The following is a 19,928-nucleotide window of genomic DNA, read 5'->3' on the forward strand; positions in this document are numbered from 1 at the left end:
CCGGATCGGCCCCGGGCCGGCTGACCGCCGGATGTATGTGATCGATCCGCTGGTCGATAAACAGCCCTACCAGTTCCCGTACCTGCCTCCCTACGCCGGCGCCCTGAGGCCGCCTGCCGAGGCGGGCCCGGACGGTCATTTCGACAACATTCCGATCGGCACGCCGGAATTCGAGGCGGCGCACGCCTACGCCTGCGTCCGGCGCGTGCTCGACATCTGCGAGAGCTATCTCGGGCGTGAGATCCCCTGGTTCTTCGGACCGACCTACGACCGCCTCGAGATCGTGCCGCGGCTCCGCTGGGACAACGCGCAGTCGGGCTACGGTTTTCTGGAGATGGGCGAAGACGAGGCGCGCGGCGAGCCGCAGCCCTTTGCGCTCAACTTCGACGCCCTCGCGCACGAGATCGGGCACCTGATCATATTCGGCGTGATGGGGGCGCCCCGGATCGACCCGCCGCACGAATACTTCGCGTATCACGAGGCCGTCGCCGACTTCATTGCATTGATCGGCCTCCTGCACTTCGATACGGCGCTCGACCTGCTTCTGCGGCGCACGCGCGGCAATCTCCTGATCGCCAACGAGCTCGACCGTTTCGGCGAGCTTTCCGACGAGAAACAGGTGCGCCTGTTCAGCCATTCGCTGCGGATGAGCGACGTCAGCGCCGAGGTGCACGACCTCTCCAAACCCTTCGCAGGCGCGCTGTTCGATATCCTGGTCGAGATCTACCAGGTGCTGCTTTTCGAGCGCGGACTTTCCGATCTCGATCCGCGCGATTTCCGCGACCTCAGGAGCGAGCTTTCGGAAGAGGAACTGGAGGAGCAGCTTTCGGCTTCGCTCGGCGCCAACGACAACCGGCACTTTGCCCTGAAATCGGCGCTGGAAGAAGCGCGCGATCTCGTCGGCGAGATACTGGTTCGCTCTTGGGAAGAGCTTGAGCCGGAAACCCTCGACTTTCGCTGGGCGGCGGAGGCGATGATCGTGGCCGCCGAGAGCGGCCGCGCGAGCCGCTTTGCCGGCAGCGTCATCGACAACTTCGCCTGGCGCGAGATTTTGTGAGGATAAGCGCGTGCCGGATAATGGATTAAGGCCGCCACGGCCAATCAGAGGGAGAAACGCCATGACGTCAGACGATATTCCTGCAGCACCGGGTTCGACTGAGTATATCCCTGATGAGATCGTGCTATACGGGGTCAAGCTGAATGAGGATCGAGACCTTGCCAGCCTTCCGTTTGGGACTAAGCGTATCCGACTAGAGGTACGCGATGAGAGCGGTCAAGTCATGAGTAGAGAAATCCTCACGATAGCTGCTATTTACAGTTATTCCTTTGAGGGTGGATGCTATCGCTTTGATCGCCCTAAACTTATGATATTCGAAGCACCAGAAGAAAAAGAAGTAAAGGGATGTGGATACGAAGAAGGTTCAGGTTACAAGATGTGGCGAATAGATGCCAAGTTTGGCCTTATGGAGCTAAACACGAGCGTTGATCTTGCCGAGACGCTTGTGCTTGAGGCAAATCTACCGGGCAACCGGGCTCCAAACACCTACGGAAACAGTATGCAACTCGCTCATCGAGGCAATCGATTGAGCAAATATGGTGGAGGAACGCCGTAGCCGTAGCGGAACGCTCTTTCAGTGGTCGGGAAGATGGTCGTCGTTGATCGGGTAGCACTGCCCTATTTCCGGGGACATTTCGTCGTCGTGGCTACCCCAATGCTCGCTAGGGCGATCCTCCTTACCCTGCTCACTCACGTTTCGAGCAACCTCCACCTGAACGTAGCCCTTTTGCGGTTTGCTTCCGGTTGTAGGGTTTACACTAAAGGTAACTTCATCTCCGTCGCCATGCCTGTCGACCACGGAAAGTTTTTCTTCAGGCTTTGATTTATTGTTGTAATCTTTAACTCTCAGCCATTTGGTTGTTTCGGTGGCCTTCAAACGGAAATCCATCATCCCCTCCTCTGAAACGGCGGCTTCTCTTCATCGCATCTCAGGCCTGAGAGTGCCGCAAGGTACGGAGGTTGTAAAGTAAAGGTTGAGGCTGGAAAGCCCTCCTTGGAGTAGCGCAGCCTGCGACGGCTTCCGGTGCCGGATGTGATCTCATGTGTCGTTTTCTGGCCAAGCTCTATCGCCACACAGATTTACCGGATGCAGTCTGGTATGTGGTGTTTTCGATTTGCTACACATAGTCGACTGTGCGATCTGAATTCTCTAGGGAAACTTGAAGCTATCTACGAGCAGCCAATCCTCAATTCGGCCGCACCCGCCCGCCGAGGCGCCGCCACGCATAAAAGCGGTGGCTCAGTGGTTGCGGCAACGGGAGATGCAGCGCGAGCGGCTGCGGGCATATCCATAAGTGCGGGCCTTTTTATCGTGCGGCGCCTTGTGTGCTGCGCGACCGCCCAAACGCTCCGATGTTGCAGGAGTGTCGTTTGATAGGCTCTGCCTGGAAGCGATGATCACGTCGCCCGCTACGGAAGAACGACCCGTCCCGCCCGCAGCGGGCAATTGCAATGACAGTGCCGTTCGTCGTAGCCATTCCCGACCGCTTGATTTTGGAGGAGACGCGGCATGGACCGAGTAACCGGCGGTTGCCTGTGCGGCAACGTGCGAATTATGGCGTCGGGTACCCCATACCGGGTCGGCCTTTGTCACTGCCTCGACTGCCGCAAGCATCATGGCGCCCTTTTTCACGCGTCCGCGATATTCCCTAAGGATGCGGTGACGATCGAAGGCGAAACACGCGGCTACGCCGGGCGGTTTTTCTGTCCCCGCTGCGGCTCGACCGTTTTCGGACGCAGCGCCGACGAAATCGAAGTGAACCTGGGTTCCCTGGACGCCCCTGACCAACTGATGCCGACCTACGAAAGCTGGATCGTCCGTCGCGAGTCCTGGCTGCCGCCGTTTCGGCTCAAGAGACGATACGACCGCGATCGTGACGCTACGGGTCGCTTCGAGGAGTAGGACATTCGCTCCGATGGGCTCGAGCGGCGCTCAGCGGACCCTTATCAGCTGGCCGGTGGTTTGCCGGTGAAAACCGCCAGTTGGGCGGCGAAAGCACGCTTGTAGGCGGGCCGCGCTTCGCCGCGGGCGACATAGGCGGAGAGGTTCGGATATTCACTCAACAAACCCGATCTGCCCAACCGGCGCAGCACGTGCACCATCATGAGGTCGCCTGCACTGAACGCGCCGTCGAGCCAGTCGGCATCGCCAAGGTGCGCGGAAAGTTGGTCCAGCGGGTCACGGATGCGATCCTTGACCAGAGGCAGGCGCTGCTCGGACCAGGTCTTGTCGGGTTCAAGGAGCACGGCGGTTTGAAGCTCAAGGATCGGCGGCTCCACCGTGCTGACCGCGGCAAACATCCAGGTGACGGCGCGCGCCCGGGCATTCGCGTCGTCCGGCAGCAGGCCCAGATAGTGCTCCGCAATATGGAACACGATCGCCCCTGACTCGAACAAAACGAGATCGCCTTCTTCATAGGTCGGAATCTTTCCAAAAGGATGCAGCGCTCGGTGCGCGGGCTCCTTCATCGCCTTGAACGAAACAAGCCGAACCTCGTAAGGCTGGCCCACCTCTTCGAGAGCCCAGCGCACGCGCATGTCGCGCGCAAGTCCCTGGCCGCGATCAGGCGAGCTTTCAAAGGCGGTGATGGTGGGGATCATTGCAAGGCTCCGGGTGATTGCATGCTGTCGAGAGTTAGGTGCATTTCGACGATCTTTCCCATGACTGGGCATCCAGTTCTGCGCTTTGCATCCAGAGGACGAACGACCGGTGCTGCTCCCGACAGCCGAACCCGCTTTTCGGCCATTAGATACGCGTCTGAGCCGTCTGCGGCGGCGTTGGCATTCAAGATGCCGTCAGCTGTTACCCATTCCAGCTGTTCTTGCCGCACTTCACCACCGACTGCTCTGCGCCGCATCGGCGACATTTAATGCCTTGGGTGGCGATCCCGTAAGCTGCCGTTCGCCTCGGCTGAAGCCGGCTTTAGCCTGGCACCGCCATGCCGTGAAAGATAGCCATCACGAATGCCGCAAGGGGTGACTAGGTCGGAGGCGACCTCTCCGATCGGAGGCAGCATAGTGACCAACCGGCTAACAGGCCAATCGGAAGGAGGGCTATTGCAAATAGAATCGGGGACCTCTCATTCGGCCGCGCTGCACGAGGCCGCCTTCTCCCCGGCCTGGACAAGAGGCGTGGCGTCGTCGCGGCGGGCGAAGTATCGGAAAACGGCTCCTATCACGGCAACAACGCGCCGGAGGGACGTTTCTCGGCGACTGTATGTTCACCGCAATGCCGGCCGGCCGCCGCCGTCAGGTGATAATCACCGTGGTGCAGCCGTCGACCTGCGGGTGCACCGCCCAGTCCTGCGCGGGATCGCTGCGGCTGCCGCCGTCTTCGGCGTCCTCGGCCTGCCTGATCGCCAGGCACCAGACGCCGATGGCGCGTTCGACCTCCGGCAAGGTGGCGAGGCTCAACATACCACCGAACTCCGGCGGCGCCTCGATCTGCGACGGCCATGTCTTGCCGTCGAGCTCCATGGTCCCGATTTTCTGGCAGGCATGGATGGCGTGGATCTCGTTCCAGCCGTCATGCAGCGAATCGTAGATCCAGTTCCCTTTGATGACGAAAATCTGCCCGGCGACGATCTCGCCGAGGTTGGGGTCGACATCCTGCGGGTCGCCGGGGTTGAGGCCGCCGCTCAGGCCGGCGAAGGCGGACAGCAGGCTGAGCAGCAGCGCCAGCAGCGCCAGGAACAGGCCCATGCCGGGTATCCACGAAAGCGCGAGCGCCAGGATCAGCAGCGCCAGCACGGCGTTGGCCCAGATCAGCAGGTCGCGAATGCCGCTGCCTTCGAACTCGCTATGGATCGCCTTCAGGTAACGCACATGGCCCACATCCGACACATAGCCGCGCGGCACGATGGGGTTCGGCCGCACGATGTGGCCCTGCAGCGGGTTGTCCCAGTAGTGCTCCTTCGGCTCCGGCAGGCGGGTGCTGTAGATGTCGGGCGAGTTGGGATCCTTTGGCGCGAAAATGTCGACCGTGCTGGGGGCCAGCGCCACGTTGAACGAGGCGTCGTTATCGCCGGCCTTTTTCAGCGCGCTGACCGAGGGCCGGCCGAGCGCCACGCCGATGATGCATTGCTGCTCGTCGTCGAGGCAGATCAGCCGGCCATAGAGCCACCAGAGGAGAAAGGTGATCAGCACCACGACTGCGGCGATGGCCGCCGCGACCAGGGCGACGAAAAGGCCGGACAGCACCGCCGCGGTGACCGCCGTCACGGCCGTGGCAACAATTCCCATGGCCGCAAGATAGGTGAAGCCGAGGTCCTGGAAATCGCCGGGCTCGATGCATTTGGTGTATTGACGGGCGGCCATCTCATCACCCCGTTCAGGCGGTTGCCACGGTGAGCGTCACGCCGCCGGCGAAGACGTCGCCGGTGCGCGCGTTGACGTTGAAGCTCTTTTTCCGGTGAAGCCGGCGGGCGGCGTGATTTTCGCGGCGACGTCGATCTCCTGGTCCGGCTGCAGCGTCGGCGCGTCGGGATTGAGTTCGACCGTCCAGCCCGCGGGCACCGGGAACAGGCCGCGCCCATGAACCGCGCGGATCTGTCTCATCCGATCCGAGAAGGTCGGACGTTTGCCCGGGTCGATGCGCGGCCCGCAGGCCGGTGGCGCCGGCAGTTCGTAGGCGTCGACCTCGAAACGGTAGGCGGCCGGCTTGCCGGTCGCGTTGCGCAGCCGGAACTGGAACACGGCCGGCGACTGCGGCGCCACGATATTGATGTTGTTCTGCCCGACATTGTTCGCCGGATTGGCGTCGTCGATCCAGCTCAGCACCACCTTGAGACAGTAGTGGCCGGCGACCGGCGGCGTGCGCCACGGCATCTTCGCCAGCGCCGGATGGTTGACGCCGCCCTTGACGCCAAGATTGACGAAGGTCTGACCGATGGCGGTTTCGAGCGTCGTGACGCCGAAGGTGAGGAAGGAGAACAGCACTTTCACGCCTACGGCCGGCGCATCGTAGGAATTGTTCCAGACCGTGGCGTTGATCTCATAGTCGGTGTCGGGCAGCAGATCGTGCTCGGTAACCACCACGCCGCCCTTTTTGATCACGATGTCGGGGTTATCCCAGGTGACGGCGAGGCCGAGCTTTAGCAGGTAGTCCTGCGAATAGATGCACGGGTCCGGCCGGTGGTAGGACGGATTGTTGACGATGGTGCAATCCTTGCCGGTCTCTTCGCGCGCCGGATGCGGCATGCTGATGAACTTGCACAGCTTGCGCCACGCCTCCAACGCCCGCTTCAGGATGTCGATGATGGCGAAAATCCAACCGTAGGCGAGCACCTTGGCGAGGTGCGCCAACACAGTGGAAGCAAACTTCAACAGCTTCACCAAAGCCTCCCCGGCACGCCAGGATGACCATTCGGAAATACGTTCAGATTTGGATGCGCGGTTCAGAGCCGCGTACGCTTGCCGCGTCTGTACCAGATGAACGCCGCTATGGCGGCGAAAGGCAGGAAAAGCAGCGTCGCCTCGAAACTTCCCGACCCGCCATCCGGCGAGATGCCAAAGATACGCTCTATAAAATCCATGACAGTCTCCATTGAAATATTGGCGGACCCGGCAATGCGATATGGAATACTATACCTGATCACGAAAATGTCAACGAGAGATGCAAAAATACTATTGGTGAAGTGAACGTTTCTTCTACAGGAACCTGATAACCCCATACTGCACTGCAAGCGATGCAGTGGCACGAAGAACCACAAGTCGAGCGGGAAGATCAGAGTCGACGCCAACTGCAAGCGCGTCAATGCGTGGCCGATCTATAAAATGCATGTCTTGTTACGGCACGTGGAATCGGCAGATCCTGGAGAGCCAATCGGTGCGCGGCGAAATGAAACTACTGCAAGCCTCCCGTCTCGAAAGGATTAAGCGCACGATGCGCGGGCTCCTTCATCTCCCTGAACTTGCCTCGGTTTTCGCCCATGAGACAGCGGTACGCGAGGAGTTGGCGGTCCAAGATGTCTCCTCGGCGGTTCTTGCCACACTTCGCAAACGACTGCTTTGCGCCCGATTGTGTTGAAGAAGTCGCTGATCGGAGCGAGTTGTTGGCCCGCTCGACGTGACCGATGGATGCCTTGCCCCCTCAGGCGGGGGCCGGCAGAGGTGACATCGGGATCAGCTTGGCGATCTTGCGGAGGTTCTGGGCGGTGGCAGCGAGGAGGAACTCGTCTTTGGCACCGTTTGGACCTCGCAGGCGCAGGCGATCGAGCTTCAGGATGCGTTTGAGGTGCGCGAACAACATTTCGACCTTCTTTCGTTGCCTTCGTGAAGTGAGGTAGGCGTCGGTCGTGGCGATATCGCGCGCCCTGTCGCGGGCGCCTTCATGGATTGATCGCATGATCTTGCGAGCCGGCATGTTGGGCGTGCAGCGCTGGCGTAGAGCGCAGTCGCTGCAGTCCTGCTGGCGCGCACGATACCGAATGAAGCCATCCTGATCGACATTGGACCGGGGGACGGTAAAGTTCCGGTTTCGAGGTCGCAGGCGCTTGCCGCCGGGACAGATATAGCTGTCATCCTTCTGGTCGAAGGTGAAGGCCGATCGCTCGAATGTTCCGTCGGTGCGGGCGGATTTGTCGAACACCGGGATGTGCGGCGCAATGCCCTTGTCCTCGACCAGCCAGGCTAGGTTGGCGGCATCGCCATAGCTGGCATCGGCAGCCAGCCGGTCGGGCCGCAGGCCGAACCGTGCCTGCGCGCGGTCGATCATCCTGCGCTGGGCAGTCACCTCGGCCTGGCGTACCGAGGTGGTCGCCTCGACGTCAACGATCACGGCATGTTCGAGGTCGATCAGATAGTTGGTGCTGTAAGCGAAGAAGGCGCGCTCGCGCGTCGCGGCGGTCCATCGCGAGGCAGGGTCGGCCACCGCCAGTTGCTTGGGTGTGACCGGCGTCGCGCCACCGAACGCGGCATCGTCGAGCACCGCCAGATACTCTCGCACGGCGTGGCTGACACGTTCTTGCGGCAGCTGCTCGTGACGATCGACGGCGTGCTGCCGGCTCACATCGGCCCGGACCAGGCTGGCGTCGACCGCGAAGCCTTCGCCGCCGACCAGCCCCTCGGCAATGCAACGCGCCACCGTCATCTCGAACAGCTCGCGCAGCAGATTGCTGTCGCGGAAGCGCCCGTGTCGGTTCTTGGAGAAGGTCGAGTGGTCGGGCACGTCGCCCTCGAGGCCAAGACGGCAGAACCAGCGATACGCCAGGTTCAGATGAACTTCCTCGCACAGACGCCGTTCGGAGCGGATGCCCATGCAATAGCCGATGATCAGCATCCGGATCATCAGCTCGGGATCAATCGAAGGCCGACCTGTCTCGCTATAGAAGGGGCGCAAGTGCTCGCGGATGTCCGACAGGTCCAAGAACCGGTCGATCGAGCGTAGCAGATGGTCCGCCGGCACGTGTCGATCCAGGTTGAAGCTGTAAAACAGCGTCTCCTGCGCCACCGTTCGCTCACCCATCATCGGCCGACTCTCCGGATGCTGGCAATGAGTGAATCAGTTGATCGACGCTACTTCAAGACTGAGTTTTTCAACACAATCCGCCCGATGTCGGCCATAGAGGCGGTCTTTGCCTTCGCCCGGAAGCGGACATTGCGGTGACCACCTGGAGGTCATGCCCGCGCCAAGAGCGGTCCTTCAAGCCGCTGTTACGGAACGACCTGTGTGGAGCCGTGAGCGGACCGACGGCTTTCGGCCGTCGAAGCGCGGGGAAGCGGACGCTGCGCTCAAAGGGTGGTCTGGATGGCGACCCACTCGGACCTTCACCGACCTATATCCGTGGTGCACGATAGCAGACTTTCGCGGCTACCAGCGCTGGTGGCCCGAACTCGACCTTCCCGAGGTATTTCCGACAGGCTTATCAGGTTGCGACAAATCGGAGTATCATTTCCACGGCGTTCTCACGCAGCTTCTCCTGCTCATCCGGCGCCCCAATGTCACGACCGAAGATCTTGGAAAACGTCGCGCGGTTGGAGACGTTGAAGAAGCACAGTGCGCTGACCTGCCAGTGCAATTCCAGTGGATCAAGGCCCGGCCTGAAATCCCCGGCTTCCACGCCACGCAGGTAGATTGAGGCGATGTGATCAATTGCGGTAACGTTCAGACCGCTGATGACTTCCGATCGTTCCAGATATTGCCCGTGATGAATGTTCTCAATCATCACCATGCGTATGAACTCTTCATGCTCGTGGTGGTGGTCGAACGTGAACTCGACGAGACGGCGCAGCGCCTCGCGAGGGGGAAGGCCATCGGTGTCGAGCTGATCCTCCCCTTCGCGCACCGTCCGGTAGGCGTTTTCAAGGGCGCGGAGGTATAGTCCCTCCTTGTCCCCGAAGTAGTAGTAGATCATGCGTTTGGACGACTTGGTCCGGGCAGCAATCTCATCGATCCGCGCACCGGAAAGCCCGTTTAGAGCAAACTCTCTCGAAGCAGTTTCCAGAATGTCCCGCCGCGTGCCATCTGGATCCTGCGGGCGTTTGGGCGGCTCACGGCCCTTCCGGACCGGCGTTACGTGCGACATCGAAACCTCACTCCCGCTCTGCGGCGTTGACAAACTAACCAGTTCGTACATCATGCGCCCCAAGGGTCATTCTTTTACAGGGGGCGGCTCGACAAAGACAAGCGCTGCCGATGGCGATGCGGTTGGGAGGTTGAATGCCGGACAGAGTTGTGGCGATCGCGCAGGCGATCGAAACGTCGCTGCACACTCGGTCTGAGGAACTGGGCGGACATCCCGACGTGCTCGTCGGCCTTATCGGTCGCGGAATCCAGCTGTCCCGCACTCCCGCCATGCATGAACGTGAAGCAGAGCGGCTCGGCCTTTCGTGCGCATACGTTCTCGTTGATTTCGACGCCTTGGGACTTGGTGACGTTGACCTCGATGCCGCTCTTCGAGCTACCGCAGGCCTCGGCTTCAACGGAGTGAATGTAACCTATCCGTTCAAGCAGTCGGTGATGCCGCTGCTTGATGAACTCGCGCCGGAGGCCGAGGCGATCGGGGCGGTGAACACAGTCGTATTCGGCGAGCGGACGATCGGCCACAACACCGACCACTGGGGCTTCGCCGAGAGCTTTAGGTCGCAAATGAACGGCGTCTCGCTCGCTCACGTCACCGTTTTCGGCGCCGGCGGAGCGGGGTCCGCAGTCAGTGCTGCCCTAATCGGACTTGGCGCGACCCAGATCACCATCATCGATCCTGAGGGGGCGCGGGCGAACCACCTGGCGCGACGGCTTGCGCGGACAGGTGCAGCGGAGCTTGTTCATTCTAAAGACGCACACGTCGCAGTGACAGCGGCGGACGGCATCGTCAATACCACCCCGATCGGCATGGCGAAGCATCCTGGCACGCCGTTTCCTTCCGAATGGCTGCGGCCGGAGCAGTGGGTCGCCGACATCATCTATTTCCCGCGCGAAACGGAACTTCTTCTGCAGGCAAGCGAGATTGGCTGCCGCACACTTCCCGGCATTGGCATGGCGATCGGCCAGGCTGTTCGCGCGTTCGAGCATTTCACTGGGCGCGCGGCCGATATGGCGGCCATGGCAGGACATTTCGAGGCCGCTGCATGAACGCGCACGCTGCCCGCTTTCGATCGATGCCGTCGTGCAGTGGGCCGATCATACGCCGATCATACCAAGATCGCCGATATCCAAGCCTTGGCCAGCCGACGCCCTGGACAAGATCCGCGCACGTTTAATTCCAACAGGGAGGAAACCTCATGAACATGCATTCGACACGCCGCCAGTTTCTGGCGGGAACCGCTGTGGCCGGGGCACTCGTCGCATTCCCCGCTCTGGCCCAGGACAAGCCGAAGCTGCGGTTTTCGGCAGTGTTCTCGGAGCAGGACATCCGCGCCGAGATGATGAAGATGTTCGCCGATGCCATCAAGGACGACTTCGCCTTTGAAGGCTATTACGGCGGCAACCTGTTCAAACAGGGCACCGAGCTCGTCGCGATCCAGCGCGGCAATCTCGAGATGGGCAACATCGCACCGCAGGACATTTCCAAGCAGATCCCTGCCTGGTCGATCGTGACGGCCGGCTATCTGTTCCGTGACGCAGCTCACGTGAAGGCCTTCTTCGCCAGCGAGGCCGGCACCGAGTTGAAGAAGATGACCGAGGACGAGCTCGGGGTGAAGGTGCTCGGCCCGACATATTTTGGCGTCCGCCAGGTCGGTCTAAAGCCCGACAAGGAGATCAAGACGCCCGCCGACATGGCCGGCATCAAGCTGCGCATGCCCGGCGGCGACGCCTGGCAATTCCTCGGCGAGGCGCTGGGCGCCAACCCGACGCCGATGGCCTATGCCGAAGTCTACACCGGCCTTCAGACGGGCGCGATCGACGGTCAGGACAATCCGCTGCCCAACGTAGAGAACATGAAGTTCTATGAGGTGATGTCGCAGATCGTGCTCACCTCGCACCTTGTCGGCTTCGATCTGCTCGCCGTGTCGAAGAAGGCGTGGGACGAGATGGGCGCTGAGAAGCAGGCCAAATTCCAGGCCGCGGCCGACGCGTCGATCGACTTCTCGACGGACAAGCACCTGACGCGCGAAAAGGAACTGGTCGAAACGTTCAAGGGTAACGGACTGAAGATCTACGAGCCCGACGTCGCGGCCTTCCGTAAGCACGTGCAGGAGAAGTACCTTGCTTCCGACCTCGCCAAGGATTGGCCGGCCGGCATGGTGGACAAGATCAACGCGCTCTGAAGTCCATCGAACACGAACCGCCGGCTTTCATGGCCGGCGGTTTCGTCTGTTTGGTGCACAGCTGCCCCCCGGGAGACCCACCGATGCTTGAACGCGCGCGACCCATCGCCGGCTGGCTCTACCGGCGAGGTGAAAACCTCATCGCCATCATGATCGGGGTGATGTTCTGCGCCTTTCTTCTGCAGGTTCTGTTCCGCTACATGCTGAACTGGCCGACCGGTTGGAGCAACGAACTTACCGTCGTCTTGTGGATCTGGGTCGTGCTCTTCGGGGCCGCCTTCGTGGTGCGCGAGGAAGAGGAAATCAGGTTCGACCTGGTCTATGGCGCCGTCGGCCAACGCGCGCGGCGCGTCATGACCGTTGTTTCCGCCGCAGCTCTCATCACCATCTACGGCTACTCCTTTCCGGCCGTCTTCGACTACGTCACGTTTATGAAGGTCGAAAGCACGGCCTATCTGAAGATCCGCTTCGACTGGTTGTTCTCGATCTACATCGTCTTTGTCGTCGCGACTATCGCGCGCTACCTGTGGCTGGCTTGGCAAGCGCTAAAGGGGCCTGCACCCGAGGACTTCGACCCGACCAAGGCGAGTTCCGGCGTATGATGTTGCTTGACCCGTTTGCCCTGTCGCTGATTTCCATTGTCGCGCTCGCGCTGCTGGGGCTGCCGATCGGCCACGCGATGATCGCCTCGTCGATCCTTTATCTTTGGCTGGCCGGGCTCGACATGGGTACGGCCGCGGAGCAGATCCTCAACAGCCTCTATACCGGCTATCTCCTCCTCGCGGTTCCCATGTTCATTCTCGCGGCCGAGATCATGAATGCCGGCACAATGACCGAGCGGCTCCTGCATTTCTGCAATGCCGTCGTGGGGCGCTTCCGCGGTGGTCTCGCCCAGGTCAACGTACTGCAATCCCTTATATTCGCTGGCATGTCCGGCTCGGCGATCGCCGATGCCGCGGGCACGGGGCGGATGATGCAGAAGCTGATGACCAAGGATGACAAATACCCGGCGAGCTATGCCGCAGCGCTGACCGCCGCAACGGCCGTAATCGGCCCGATCATCCCGCCATCGATCCCGCTCGTCATCTATGCCCTGGTGTCAGATGCCTCTATCGGCTTCCTGTTTATTGCCGGTATCGTTCCCGGCCTGCTCCTGGCTCTCGGGCAGATGTCGATCGTCGCCATCGACGCGCGGCGCAAGAACTTTCCGATCGAAAAGCCGATCCGCTGCGCAAGCTTCCAGGTCTGACGCTGCGTGCGCTGCCGGCTCTTATGCTGCCGGTGGTTCTGCTGGTCGGCATCCGAGGCGGCGTGATGACACCGACGGAAGCGGCAGGTGTCGCCGCCGGCTACGCGCTTCTTATATCGATCATCATCTATCGAAGCGTCACGCCATCTCAGCTCTATAGCGCCCTGCTGAACAGCGGCCGCACCACCGCCTCGATAGGCATGCTGCTCGCCGGTGCGATGGTGTTCAACTATGTCGTGACGGTAGAGAACATACCCCATTCGCTGTCGGCGCTGCTGATATCATGGGACCTGACGCCGACGCAGTTCCTGGTCATTGTTAACCTGCTCCTGCTTCTCCTTGGCTGCGTTCTCGAGGGAACCACGATCCTGCTAGTGATCGTGCCGGTTCTCATACCGACCGCCAAGGCGCTCGGAATTGATATGGTGCATTTCGGTGTGATGGTCGTGCTCAACATCATGCTTGGGCTGATCACGCCGCCTTACGGCCTGCTCCTTTTTATCATGACGCGCATAGCAGAAGTGCCGCTGCGCGACATTGTCCGCGACGTGATGCCTTTCCTCTTCGTCATGCTCATAGCGCTGGCAATCGTCACGTTCGCACCTGACACGGTGCTCTTCCTTCCCCGCCTTCTCGGATATCAAGGTTAAACATGAAACCGATCTTTATCCTCAACGGCCCCAACCTGAATCGCCTCGGCAAGCGCGAGCCGGAGATCTACGGCACGACAACGCTGGCCGAAGTCGAAGCGATTTGTTTTGATGCTGCCGGCGACCGCCCGGTCCGCTTCCATCAGACCAATGCCGAGCACCAGCTCGTCGACTGGGTCCATGAGGCAATCGACGACGGCGCGGGCATCCTGATAAATCCCGCCGGCCTCAGCTTCCGTTCGATCCCGCTGCTCGATTCTCTGAAGATGTTCCCTGGCCCAATCCTGGAGTTCCACATCTCGAACATCCATCGCCGCGAGGAAATCTATCAGCATTCGCTTGTGTCCAAGATCGCCACGGCGGTGATCGCCGGACTTGGTCCACGCGGCTATGCGCACGGGGTGCGAGCATTGATTGATTTGATTGACCAGAATTGACGATGATCTTGATCGCGATGGTCTCGATCAGCCGTGGTCGGCGCGAGAAGCCGGCGACTATCGCGGCAGCCGGTTTCGATGGTGTAGGCGCAAAAGACGATCTCGCGTATGGTTGATGCTAGGCGCATGGGCGGATGCCGCCGCGATTGGGAGGAGTTTCATGACACGCGCAGTCGGACTAATTCCGAGGGCAGTTTTATCGATTTCGTCTGCTCGCGAAGGCGTGGCGCTGGGCAAAGGCGGGTAGGTCGACCATGGCACTTCTAGGAGATGCAGCAGTCGCTATGTGGTGGAACGTGGCGCAAGACCACCAGACCGAATTCCACGAATGGCACTCCAAGGAGCATCTCCCGGAACGCCTCAGCATTCCCGGTTTCAATCGCGGCTCGCGGTGGCAACGGGAGAATGGCGGGGACTTCTTCGTTATCTATGAACTCGCGGCGTACGAGACGCTGATATCGGAGGCCTATCTGGCGCGCCTGAACAACCCGACAAGATGGTCAAAGACCATGATGCCGCTTCATCGGGATATGGTGCGCAGCCAGTGTCGGGTTGTTGCAAGTTCTGGCCGCGGCGTAGCGACCTACATGAGCACGATCACGCTCTCTCCGCAGAACGGACAACATGCACGACTAGAGAACTATCTTCGACCTGTCCTGGCCAAATTGCCTGAGAGGTTCGGCGTAACTAGTGCCCACCTGCTTAGAACGCAAACGCCGCAGGTTGCCACCACCAAGGAGCAGCAGATCCGCGGAGGAGACGCAATAGCGGACTGGATAATTCTGGTGTCCGGCCACGACGCTTCGTCTTTGCGGACCGTCGCTTCCGTGGTTCTCAACCGAGATACACTTTGCGACAACGGTGCTGAAACGTCCGAATATGGCGAGCCGTTCCGTCTCATTCACACCATGACGCCGCAGGATGTGTGAACATCGGCTCCACGTTGCTGGCGAGATTCTGAGCCGCCCGCCCTATACCGACCGTCCGGCACCCGTTCCATCCAGGTTGCCGCGCTGCCGTTCAGCGCTTCGGCGACTGCGAAGGGCGCCATCGGCACGAGACCCGACGACAGCTGGAAGGTCGTTTCGGATTGAGCGCGACAGACCCATTTCGCGCACGGCACTTTTCGATATGGCCGGTAGTGCATGATTCGTCCCGTTCGGAAACATGAATGGCTACCGTTCCGGCGGACTCGTTCGCGGCACTGTTGCGGAGGTCCGATCCTGTCGCAGGAGGTCGGTTAGTGCGTTCAGGCTTCTGATTGCCTGATGAGGCTGCGGAAGGTCCGGCCAGGGTCGACTCGAGCCGTTGCGCGAAAGGCAGCTTTTGACAAGGGCTATGAATGTCGTGAAATGGCGCGACTACGATGTCCAGGGTGGTCGCCGGCAACGTCTGCTATCGGGCAACAGCAAAGACCGCCTCAACGGCCGACATGCGGCGCACAACGGCCGTTCAGTCAGGGAGTTGTGAGAGTCGCCTTTGGGTCAGATCACGACCTCGAATCCAGCAGGTTGAATGTCTGCAATCTTCGTTCTGAAGCCAGAAGCTGCCTGTCCGCTGTCGGCCCCGATCGAGCCACTCGATATTTCCTACGAGAAACAGTTCGGCCTCCGCGCGTGGCCTCGTCGAGCCGGCCCAGTTGGGCAAGGCTTGCCGCCAGGAAACGGCGAGAGCTTATCAATCTCCTGATCGGATAGCCGACATCTCAAAAGGGGAAAGGATTTTCCGCCCGTCGGACAGCTCAAAAATCTTTTTTCCTGTGATTGCAGGCACTTGACTACTACCCGCGGAAAAATCCGTTCCCGTTTGTCCACACCTTCCCCGCGCGGGCGATAATCGCTGCTGTGTTCGGGGGAAGGGGAGGCGGTGGTGGACTGGAATGCAGCGATCGAGAAGCACCGCGAGGCGCTGAAGCGCATCCTGGCGGCGCTTGTCGCCATCGCTGGGTTTGCCGGCGCAGATTCTGCCTTGCGCGCCTGTGGCCACGCGACGCTGCCACGCCATCTCCATCGCACCGCGCTCAGGCTGCTGCGGCCCGCCGAATCCGCGGCGCGGCGCCTGGTCATCGCGCTGGCGCGAGGGTTTCCGCGCCGCCCCAGCGCCTGCGCAAGGCCGGCCCAAAGCCGCCGCAATCGCCGCCGGCTGTCACCGCTGCCCGCCCGCTAGGCTTCCCGCTGCTCGATCCGCTGCCGCGGTGGAGCGGCCGCCGCCGGCGGCCGGCCGCCGCCAGCGTGCCGCGCATTTGCATGCCCGGCGTCACCGAGCGCCTTGCCGTCCCGGTCCGCAAGCCGCCCTTGGCCGACGATCCGGTCGACGCGACGCGTCTTACCCGGCGGCTGGCCGCGCTCGCCCGCGTGCTGGACGATCTGCCGCGACAGGCCAGGCGCTTCGCGCGCTGGAAAGCGCGGCGCGATCATGCGCTTGCGGCAGGCCGCATTCACCGCGTCGCGCCACTGCGCAGCCGGCCACCAGGCGGTCGCCTGTCGCGCTACGAACCGGACGCCCCGCGTCGGCGCAATATCCGCGACGTCGACGAGATCCTGGCGCATGCCCACGCGCTGGCCCACTACGCGCTCCGACCCGACACGTCATGACGTCGGCCTGTCCGGCAGTGAATCGGATATTTATTTGGGGATGGCAGGGAACTGGGCGCCCTCCCGCCGCTCCCTCACGCCGGCAGCCCCGCCTTGCGAAAACCATCGACAAAATGCTCAAGCATTGCTGCGTCGCGGAACGGCTCCGTCGCGGCCCAGTGGCGGATTGTGAAATCAGGGTTGCCGACGAGGAACAGTTCGACCTCGGCGCGCGCCTCGTCGAGCCGGCCGAGCTGCGCAAGGCTTGCCGCCAGGAAACGGCGGGAGCTTGTGCGATAAGTCTCGTCCCCGCGCAGTGTCTCGACCGCGGCTTCGTAGTCTCGGTGCGCATATTGCGCCTGGCCGAGCGTCAGATAATACCAATTTGCCGGAAACGGATTCAGCCGGAACGCCTTGCGAATGTGCTCGAGGCCCTCCTCGACCCGCCCGGCCAAAACCGCGATGTTCTGACAATGCCGCCCACGCGTCGGCCTCGTTCGGATCGAGCGCGATCGCGTGAGCGAATTCCGCATCCGCCTCGGCGAAGCTGCGCGCATAGGCAAGCAGGTAAGCCAGGACCCAATGGCAGCCGGAACTATCGGGATCGAGCGCGACGGCCTTGCGCGCCAGGTCCAAGGCAATTTTGCGGGACGATTCACTTGGTCCGCCGGAATGGACCCAGCCCATGCAGTGGTTGATGGCAAGCCAGCGGTAGGCCTCGGCGTATTCCGGATCGAGCGCAATCGCGCGCGTGAGCATCAGATGCGCTTCCTGCGCCAACTGCGGCTGGTCATCCATCAGCCTGCGCGCCCGCACGCAGAGATCGTAAGCCTCGAGATTTTTGGGCCGATTGCGCGGCGGCGGTGGGCGCAGCCGGCCGAGCAAGGCCTCCACGATTTTGCCGGTGACCTCGTCCTGAACCGCAAAGATGTCTTCCAGGCTCCGATCGAAGCGTTCCGCCCACAGATGATCGCCACTCACCGCGTCGACCAGCTGGGCGTTGATGCGCACGCGCCCCGCGGCGCGTCTTGCGCTCCCCTCCAGCAGGTAGCGCACGCCAAGGTCCTCCGCGATCCCGCGCACGGCAAGCGCCTTTCCCTTGTAGGCAAAGGCCGAGTTGCGCGCGATGACGAACAGGCCGGAGTTTCTGGAGAGGTCGGTGATCAGGTCTTCGGTCAACCCATCCGCGAAGGCGTCCTGCTCGGGGTCGTTGCCGACGTTAACGAAGGGCAGCACGGCTATCGATGGTTTGTCGGGCAGCGGCAAGGATTTTCGCTTCGCACCACCGAGCTGTTCGACGGCGCCCGTAAAGCGGTAGCCGACGCGCGGGACCGTGGCGATCCACTCGCCGCCCCCATCGCCGGCCGGACCAAGCAGCTTCCTGAGCTGCGCGATCTGGACGGTGAGATTGCCTTCCTCGACGGCCGTGCCCGGCCACGCCGCGTCCATCAACTCGGCCTTGCCCAGGATTTCGCCGGGCCGTTCGACAAGCGCCGCAAGCAGCTTCAGCCCGCGGTAGCCAACGGCAACAGGGACATCGTTCCGAAGCAGCGTCCCCGCACCCGGATCAAGCACGAACGGACCAAAGGCAAAGCGCGATCCCTGCATGCGGCGCATCTTTAGCCCGTTTGGAAGTTTTTGGAACAATTTGGGAGGGCTTAATTGCGGCGCTGTTCGTGTCCTGCAGAATTCAACCTCTTTCAGGTTCGAGGACCCCAGGCCGTCGAACCATATGGAGGTCGCCATGAACGATACCCTTGCACCGGCCCCGCATCAGGCATGCGCGGCTGGGAACGCACGTGGGCCGGCGGAAGCGCCGCGTGGGCACTACAACCTGGCTGCCCTGCGAGGCATTGTCGCGACTTGGGCCCAGCGGATACGCGTTCGCCGGGAGCTTGAGCAAATGTCGAAGGACGATCCCCATTTGATCGACGATATCGGTCTGACGAGACGGCAGGTCGAGGCGGAGATCGCAAAACCCTTCTGGCAAGCATAGGCGAATGATCTGCATGACCGCCGAAAGCACGACGCGAGAGGATCGGATCCCATGGGCCGCGATGGCGGGCATCATCGCGACCGTCACTGTGTTCGCCTTGGCACAGGGGCTGACCTATCCGCTGCTCAGCTTCATCCTGGAGCGGCAGGGAACGACATCAGGCCTGATCGGCTTGTCGGCGGCGATGACGCCGCTGGGTTTCATTGTATCCGCGCCCTTCATTCCGGCGCTGGCGCGGCGCGTGGGCGCGGCGCGGCTTGCTATCCTGTGTTCGCTCCTGGCAGCAGCCACCCTGATCGCGATTGCCTGGACGCAGGACGTCTGGGCCTGGATGCCGCTGCGCTTCCTGCTCGGCTTCTTCGCCAATCCGCTTTACGTGATCAGCGAGACCTGGCTGATCACGATCACGCCCGCGCCGCGCCGGGGCCGCATCATGGGCCTCTATTCATCGATCGTTTCGGCTGGCTTCGCCATCGGCCCGCTGTCGCTCGGCCTGGTCGGCACGCAGGGTTGGCCGCCCTTCATGATCGGCATCGTGGCCTTCCCTCTCTGCGGCCTGATCGTGCTTGCGGTCGTGCCGCGCCTGCCGAAGATGCAGCATGAGGGCGAGGCGATATCGGTCGGCGGCTTCTTCGCACTGGCGCCGCTCCTGTTGTTCGCGGTTTTCACCGCAGCCGCCTTCGAGCAGGTCGTGATCTCCTTGTTCGCGGTCTATGGCGTCGCGCTCGGCAGCGCCGAGGCGCGCATCGCTTCGCTCATCGCCTGTTTCACCGCAGGCAATGCCGTGCTGCAGATTTTGTTCGGGCGCGTGGCCGAACAGTTCGGCTCGACGCGGACCATGCTGTTCTGTGTCCTGACTTCGCTGGCCGGCTGCTTGGTTCTGCCGGCGCTCTTCAACTCGTGGCTCATCTGGCCGCTCGTTTTCGTCTGGGGCGGGGTCTCGTTCGGGATCTACACCATGTCGCTGATCCAGCTCGGCGAGCGTTTCACCGGTCAAGCCTTGATCGCCGGCAACGCGGCCTTCGCGTTCGTATGGGGCATCGGTGGCATCGTGGGCTCGCCCGCGACAGGACTGGCGATGCAACTGATCGGACATCAGGGGCTGCCGTCGTCCCTTGGCCTGCTGAGCTGTGTGCTGGCGGTGTTTCTGATAGCGGAGAGACTTCGGGACTGATCGAGGCGCTTGCCTAGTGCCGCGTCGATCGTATGCCGGGTTCCAGCGCGGCAAACAAATCGCTTTCCGACGAGTTGCCGATTAA

19 protein-coding genes and 3 pseudogenes are annotated in these 19,928 nt (G+C 61.8%); 12 read left to right on the forward strand and 10 right to left on the reverse strand.

Annotated features, from left to right (window positions below; translation table 11 throughout):
- Positions 1-31: 31 nt before the first annotated feature.
- Entirely contained in the window at positions 32-1,057 is a 1,026-nt protein-coding gene (locus tag ACG873_RS08000) for a hypothetical protein (RefSeq protein ID WP_394891239.1), read from the forward strand.
- Positions 1,058-1,118: 61 nt separating this feature from the next.
- Complete coding sequence (locus tag ACG873_RS08005; RefSeq protein ID WP_394891240.1) at positions 1,119-1,613, forward strand: hypothetical protein; 495 nt, start codon at positions 1,119-1,121, stop codon at positions 1,611-1,613.
- Positions 1,614-1,631: 18 nt separating this feature from the next.
- Here the strand turns inward: ACG873_RS08005 and ACG873_RS08010 are convergent, their stop codons facing one another.
- On the reverse strand, positions 1,632-1,949 hold the full coding sequence (locus ACG873_RS08010) for a hypothetical protein (RefSeq protein WP_394891241.1): 318 nt from the start codon (positions 1,947-1,949) through the stop codon (positions 1,632-1,634).
- Positions 1,950-2,567: 618 nt separating this feature from the next.
- Between ACG873_RS08010 and ACG873_RS08015 the strand changes: the two genes are divergently transcribed.
- The gene (locus ACG873_RS08015; RefSeq protein ID WP_394891242.1) at positions 2,568-2,960 is read left to right on the forward strand and encodes a GFA family protein; all 393 of its coding nucleotides are present in this window, start codon (positions 2,568-2,570) and stop codon (positions 2,958-2,960) included.
- Between the two features lie 44 nt (positions 2,961-3,004).
- Here the strand turns inward: ACG873_RS08015 and ACG873_RS08020 are convergent, their stop codons facing one another.
- The 6 genes from ACG873_RS08020 to ACG873_RS08045 all read right to left on the reverse strand — a co-directional run bounded on the left by ACG873_RS08020 (position 3,005) and on the right by ACG873_RS08045 (position 9,582).
- The gene (locus tag ACG873_RS08020) at positions 3,005-3,658 is read right to left on the reverse strand and encodes a glutathione S-transferase family protein (protein WP_394891243.1); all 654 of its coding nucleotides are present in this window, start codon (positions 3,656-3,658) and stop codon (positions 3,005-3,007) included.
- A gap of 648 nt (positions 3,659-4,306) precedes the next feature.
- A complete protein-coding gene (locus ACG873_RS08025; protein WP_394891244.1) occupies positions 4,307-5,374 on the reverse strand; it encodes a hypothetical protein in 1,068 nt (355 codons plus the stop codon).
- Between the two features lie 36 nt (positions 5,375-5,410).
- Positions 5,411-6,391 (reverse strand): hypothetical protein, encoded by a 981-nt coding sequence (locus ACG873_RS08030; RefSeq protein WP_394891245.1) that lies wholly within the window; start codon positions 6,389-6,391, stop codon positions 5,411-5,413.
- A 62-nt stretch (positions 6,392-6,453) separates the two neighbouring features.
- Complete coding sequence (locus tag ACG873_RS08035) at positions 6,454-6,591, reverse strand: hypothetical protein (protein ID WP_394891246.1); 138 nt, start codon at positions 6,589-6,591, stop codon at positions 6,454-6,456.
- A 557-nt stretch (positions 6,592-7,148) separates the two neighbouring features.
- Positions 7,149-8,525 (reverse strand): transposase, encoded by a 1,377-nt coding sequence (locus ACG873_RS08040; protein ID WP_394889650.1) that lies wholly within the window; start codon positions 8,523-8,525, stop codon positions 7,149-7,151.
- A gap of 397 nt (positions 8,526-8,922) precedes the next feature.
- Positions 8,923-9,582: a TetR/AcrR family transcriptional regulator gene (locus ACG873_RS08045; RefSeq protein ID WP_394891247.1), complete on the reverse strand. Its 660-nt coding sequence runs from the start codon at positions 9,580-9,582 to the stop codon at positions 8,923-8,925.
- Positions 9,583-9,716: 134 nt separating this feature from the next.
- On the opposite strand from ACG873_RS08045, the gene ACG873_RS08050 reads away from it, so the two are divergent.
- The 6 genes and pseudogenes from ACG873_RS08050 (at position 9,717) to ACG873_RS08075 (ending at position 15,029) form a co-directional block, all read left to right on the forward strand.
- Positions 9,717-10,628: a shikimate dehydrogenase gene (locus tag ACG873_RS08050; protein ID WP_394891248.1), complete on the forward strand. Its 912-nt coding sequence runs from the start codon at positions 9,717-9,719 to the stop codon at positions 10,626-10,628.
- A 149-nt stretch (positions 10,629-10,777) separates the two neighbouring features.
- Positions 10,778-11,764, forward strand: a complete 987-nt coding sequence (locus tag ACG873_RS08055; RefSeq protein ID WP_394891249.1) for a substrate-binding domain-containing protein — start codon at positions 10,778-10,780, stop codon at positions 11,762-11,764.
- An 83-nt stretch (positions 11,765-11,847) separates the two neighbouring features.
- Positions 11,848-12,366, forward strand: a complete 519-nt coding sequence (locus ACG873_RS08060) for a TRAP transporter small permease (RefSeq protein ID WP_394891250.1) — start codon at positions 11,848-11,850, stop codon at positions 12,364-12,366.
- 77 nt (positions 12,367-12,443) lie between these two features.
- A pseudogene (locus tag ACG873_RS08065) lies at positions 12,444-13,663 on the forward strand (TRAP transporter large permease).
- Between the two features lie 2 nt (positions 13,664-13,665).
- Positions 13,666-14,100: a type II 3-dehydroquinate dehydratase gene (locus ACG873_RS08070; RefSeq protein WP_394891251.1), complete on the forward strand. Its 435-nt coding sequence runs from the start codon at positions 13,666-13,668 to the stop codon at positions 14,098-14,100.
- 254 nt (positions 14,101-14,354) lie between these two features.
- Complete coding sequence (locus ACG873_RS08075) at positions 14,355-15,029, forward strand: hypothetical protein (protein ID WP_394891252.1); 675 nt, start codon at positions 14,355-14,357, stop codon at positions 15,027-15,029.
- A 523-nt stretch (positions 15,030-15,552) separates the two neighbouring features.
- On the opposite strand, the pseudogene ACG873_RS08080 reads toward ACG873_RS08075, so the two are convergent.
- A pseudogene (locus ACG873_RS08080) lies at positions 15,553-15,775 on the reverse strand (hypothetical protein); the annotation flags it as partial.
- A gap of 194 nt (positions 15,776-15,969) precedes the next feature.
- Between ACG873_RS08080 and ACG873_RS08085 the strand changes: the two are divergent.
- The gene (locus ACG873_RS08085) at positions 15,970-16,266 is read left to right on the forward strand and encodes a hypothetical protein (RefSeq protein WP_394891253.1); all 297 of its coding nucleotides are present in this window, start codon (positions 15,970-15,972) and stop codon (positions 16,264-16,266) included.
- Here the strand turns inward: ACG873_RS08085 and ACG873_RS08090 are convergent.
- A complete protein-coding gene (locus tag ACG873_RS08090) occupies positions 16,263-16,667 on the reverse strand; it encodes a hypothetical protein (RefSeq protein WP_394891254.1) in 405 nt (134 codons plus the stop codon). The two genes, ACG873_RS08085 and ACG873_RS08090, sit on opposite strands and share 4 nt — an antisense overlap.
- A 101-nt stretch (positions 16,668-16,768) precedes the next feature.
- Positions 16,769-18,281, reverse strand: a pseudogene (locus ACG873_RS08095) (winged helix-turn-helix domain-containing tetratricopeptide repeat protein).
- A 136-nt stretch (positions 18,282-18,417) separates the two neighbouring features.
- Here ACG873_RS08095 and ACG873_RS08100 point away from each other — a divergent pair.
- Positions 18,418-18,669, forward strand: a complete 252-nt coding sequence (locus ACG873_RS08100; RefSeq protein WP_394891255.1) for a DUF1127 domain-containing protein — start codon at positions 18,418-18,420, stop codon at positions 18,667-18,669.
- 13 nt (positions 18,670-18,682) lie between these two features.
- The gene (locus ACG873_RS08105) at positions 18,683-19,843 is read left to right on the forward strand and encodes an MFS transporter (protein ID WP_394891256.1); all 1,161 of its coding nucleotides are present in this window, start codon (positions 18,683-18,685) and stop codon (positions 19,841-19,843) included.
- Positions 19,844-19,928: the final 85 nt, after the last annotated feature.

The sequence above is a fragment of the Allomesorhizobium aridi genome (assembly GCF_043769475.1).
Taxonomy (GTDB): Bacteria; Pseudomonadota; Alphaproteobacteria; order Rhizobiales; family Rhizobiaceae; genus Allomesorhizobium.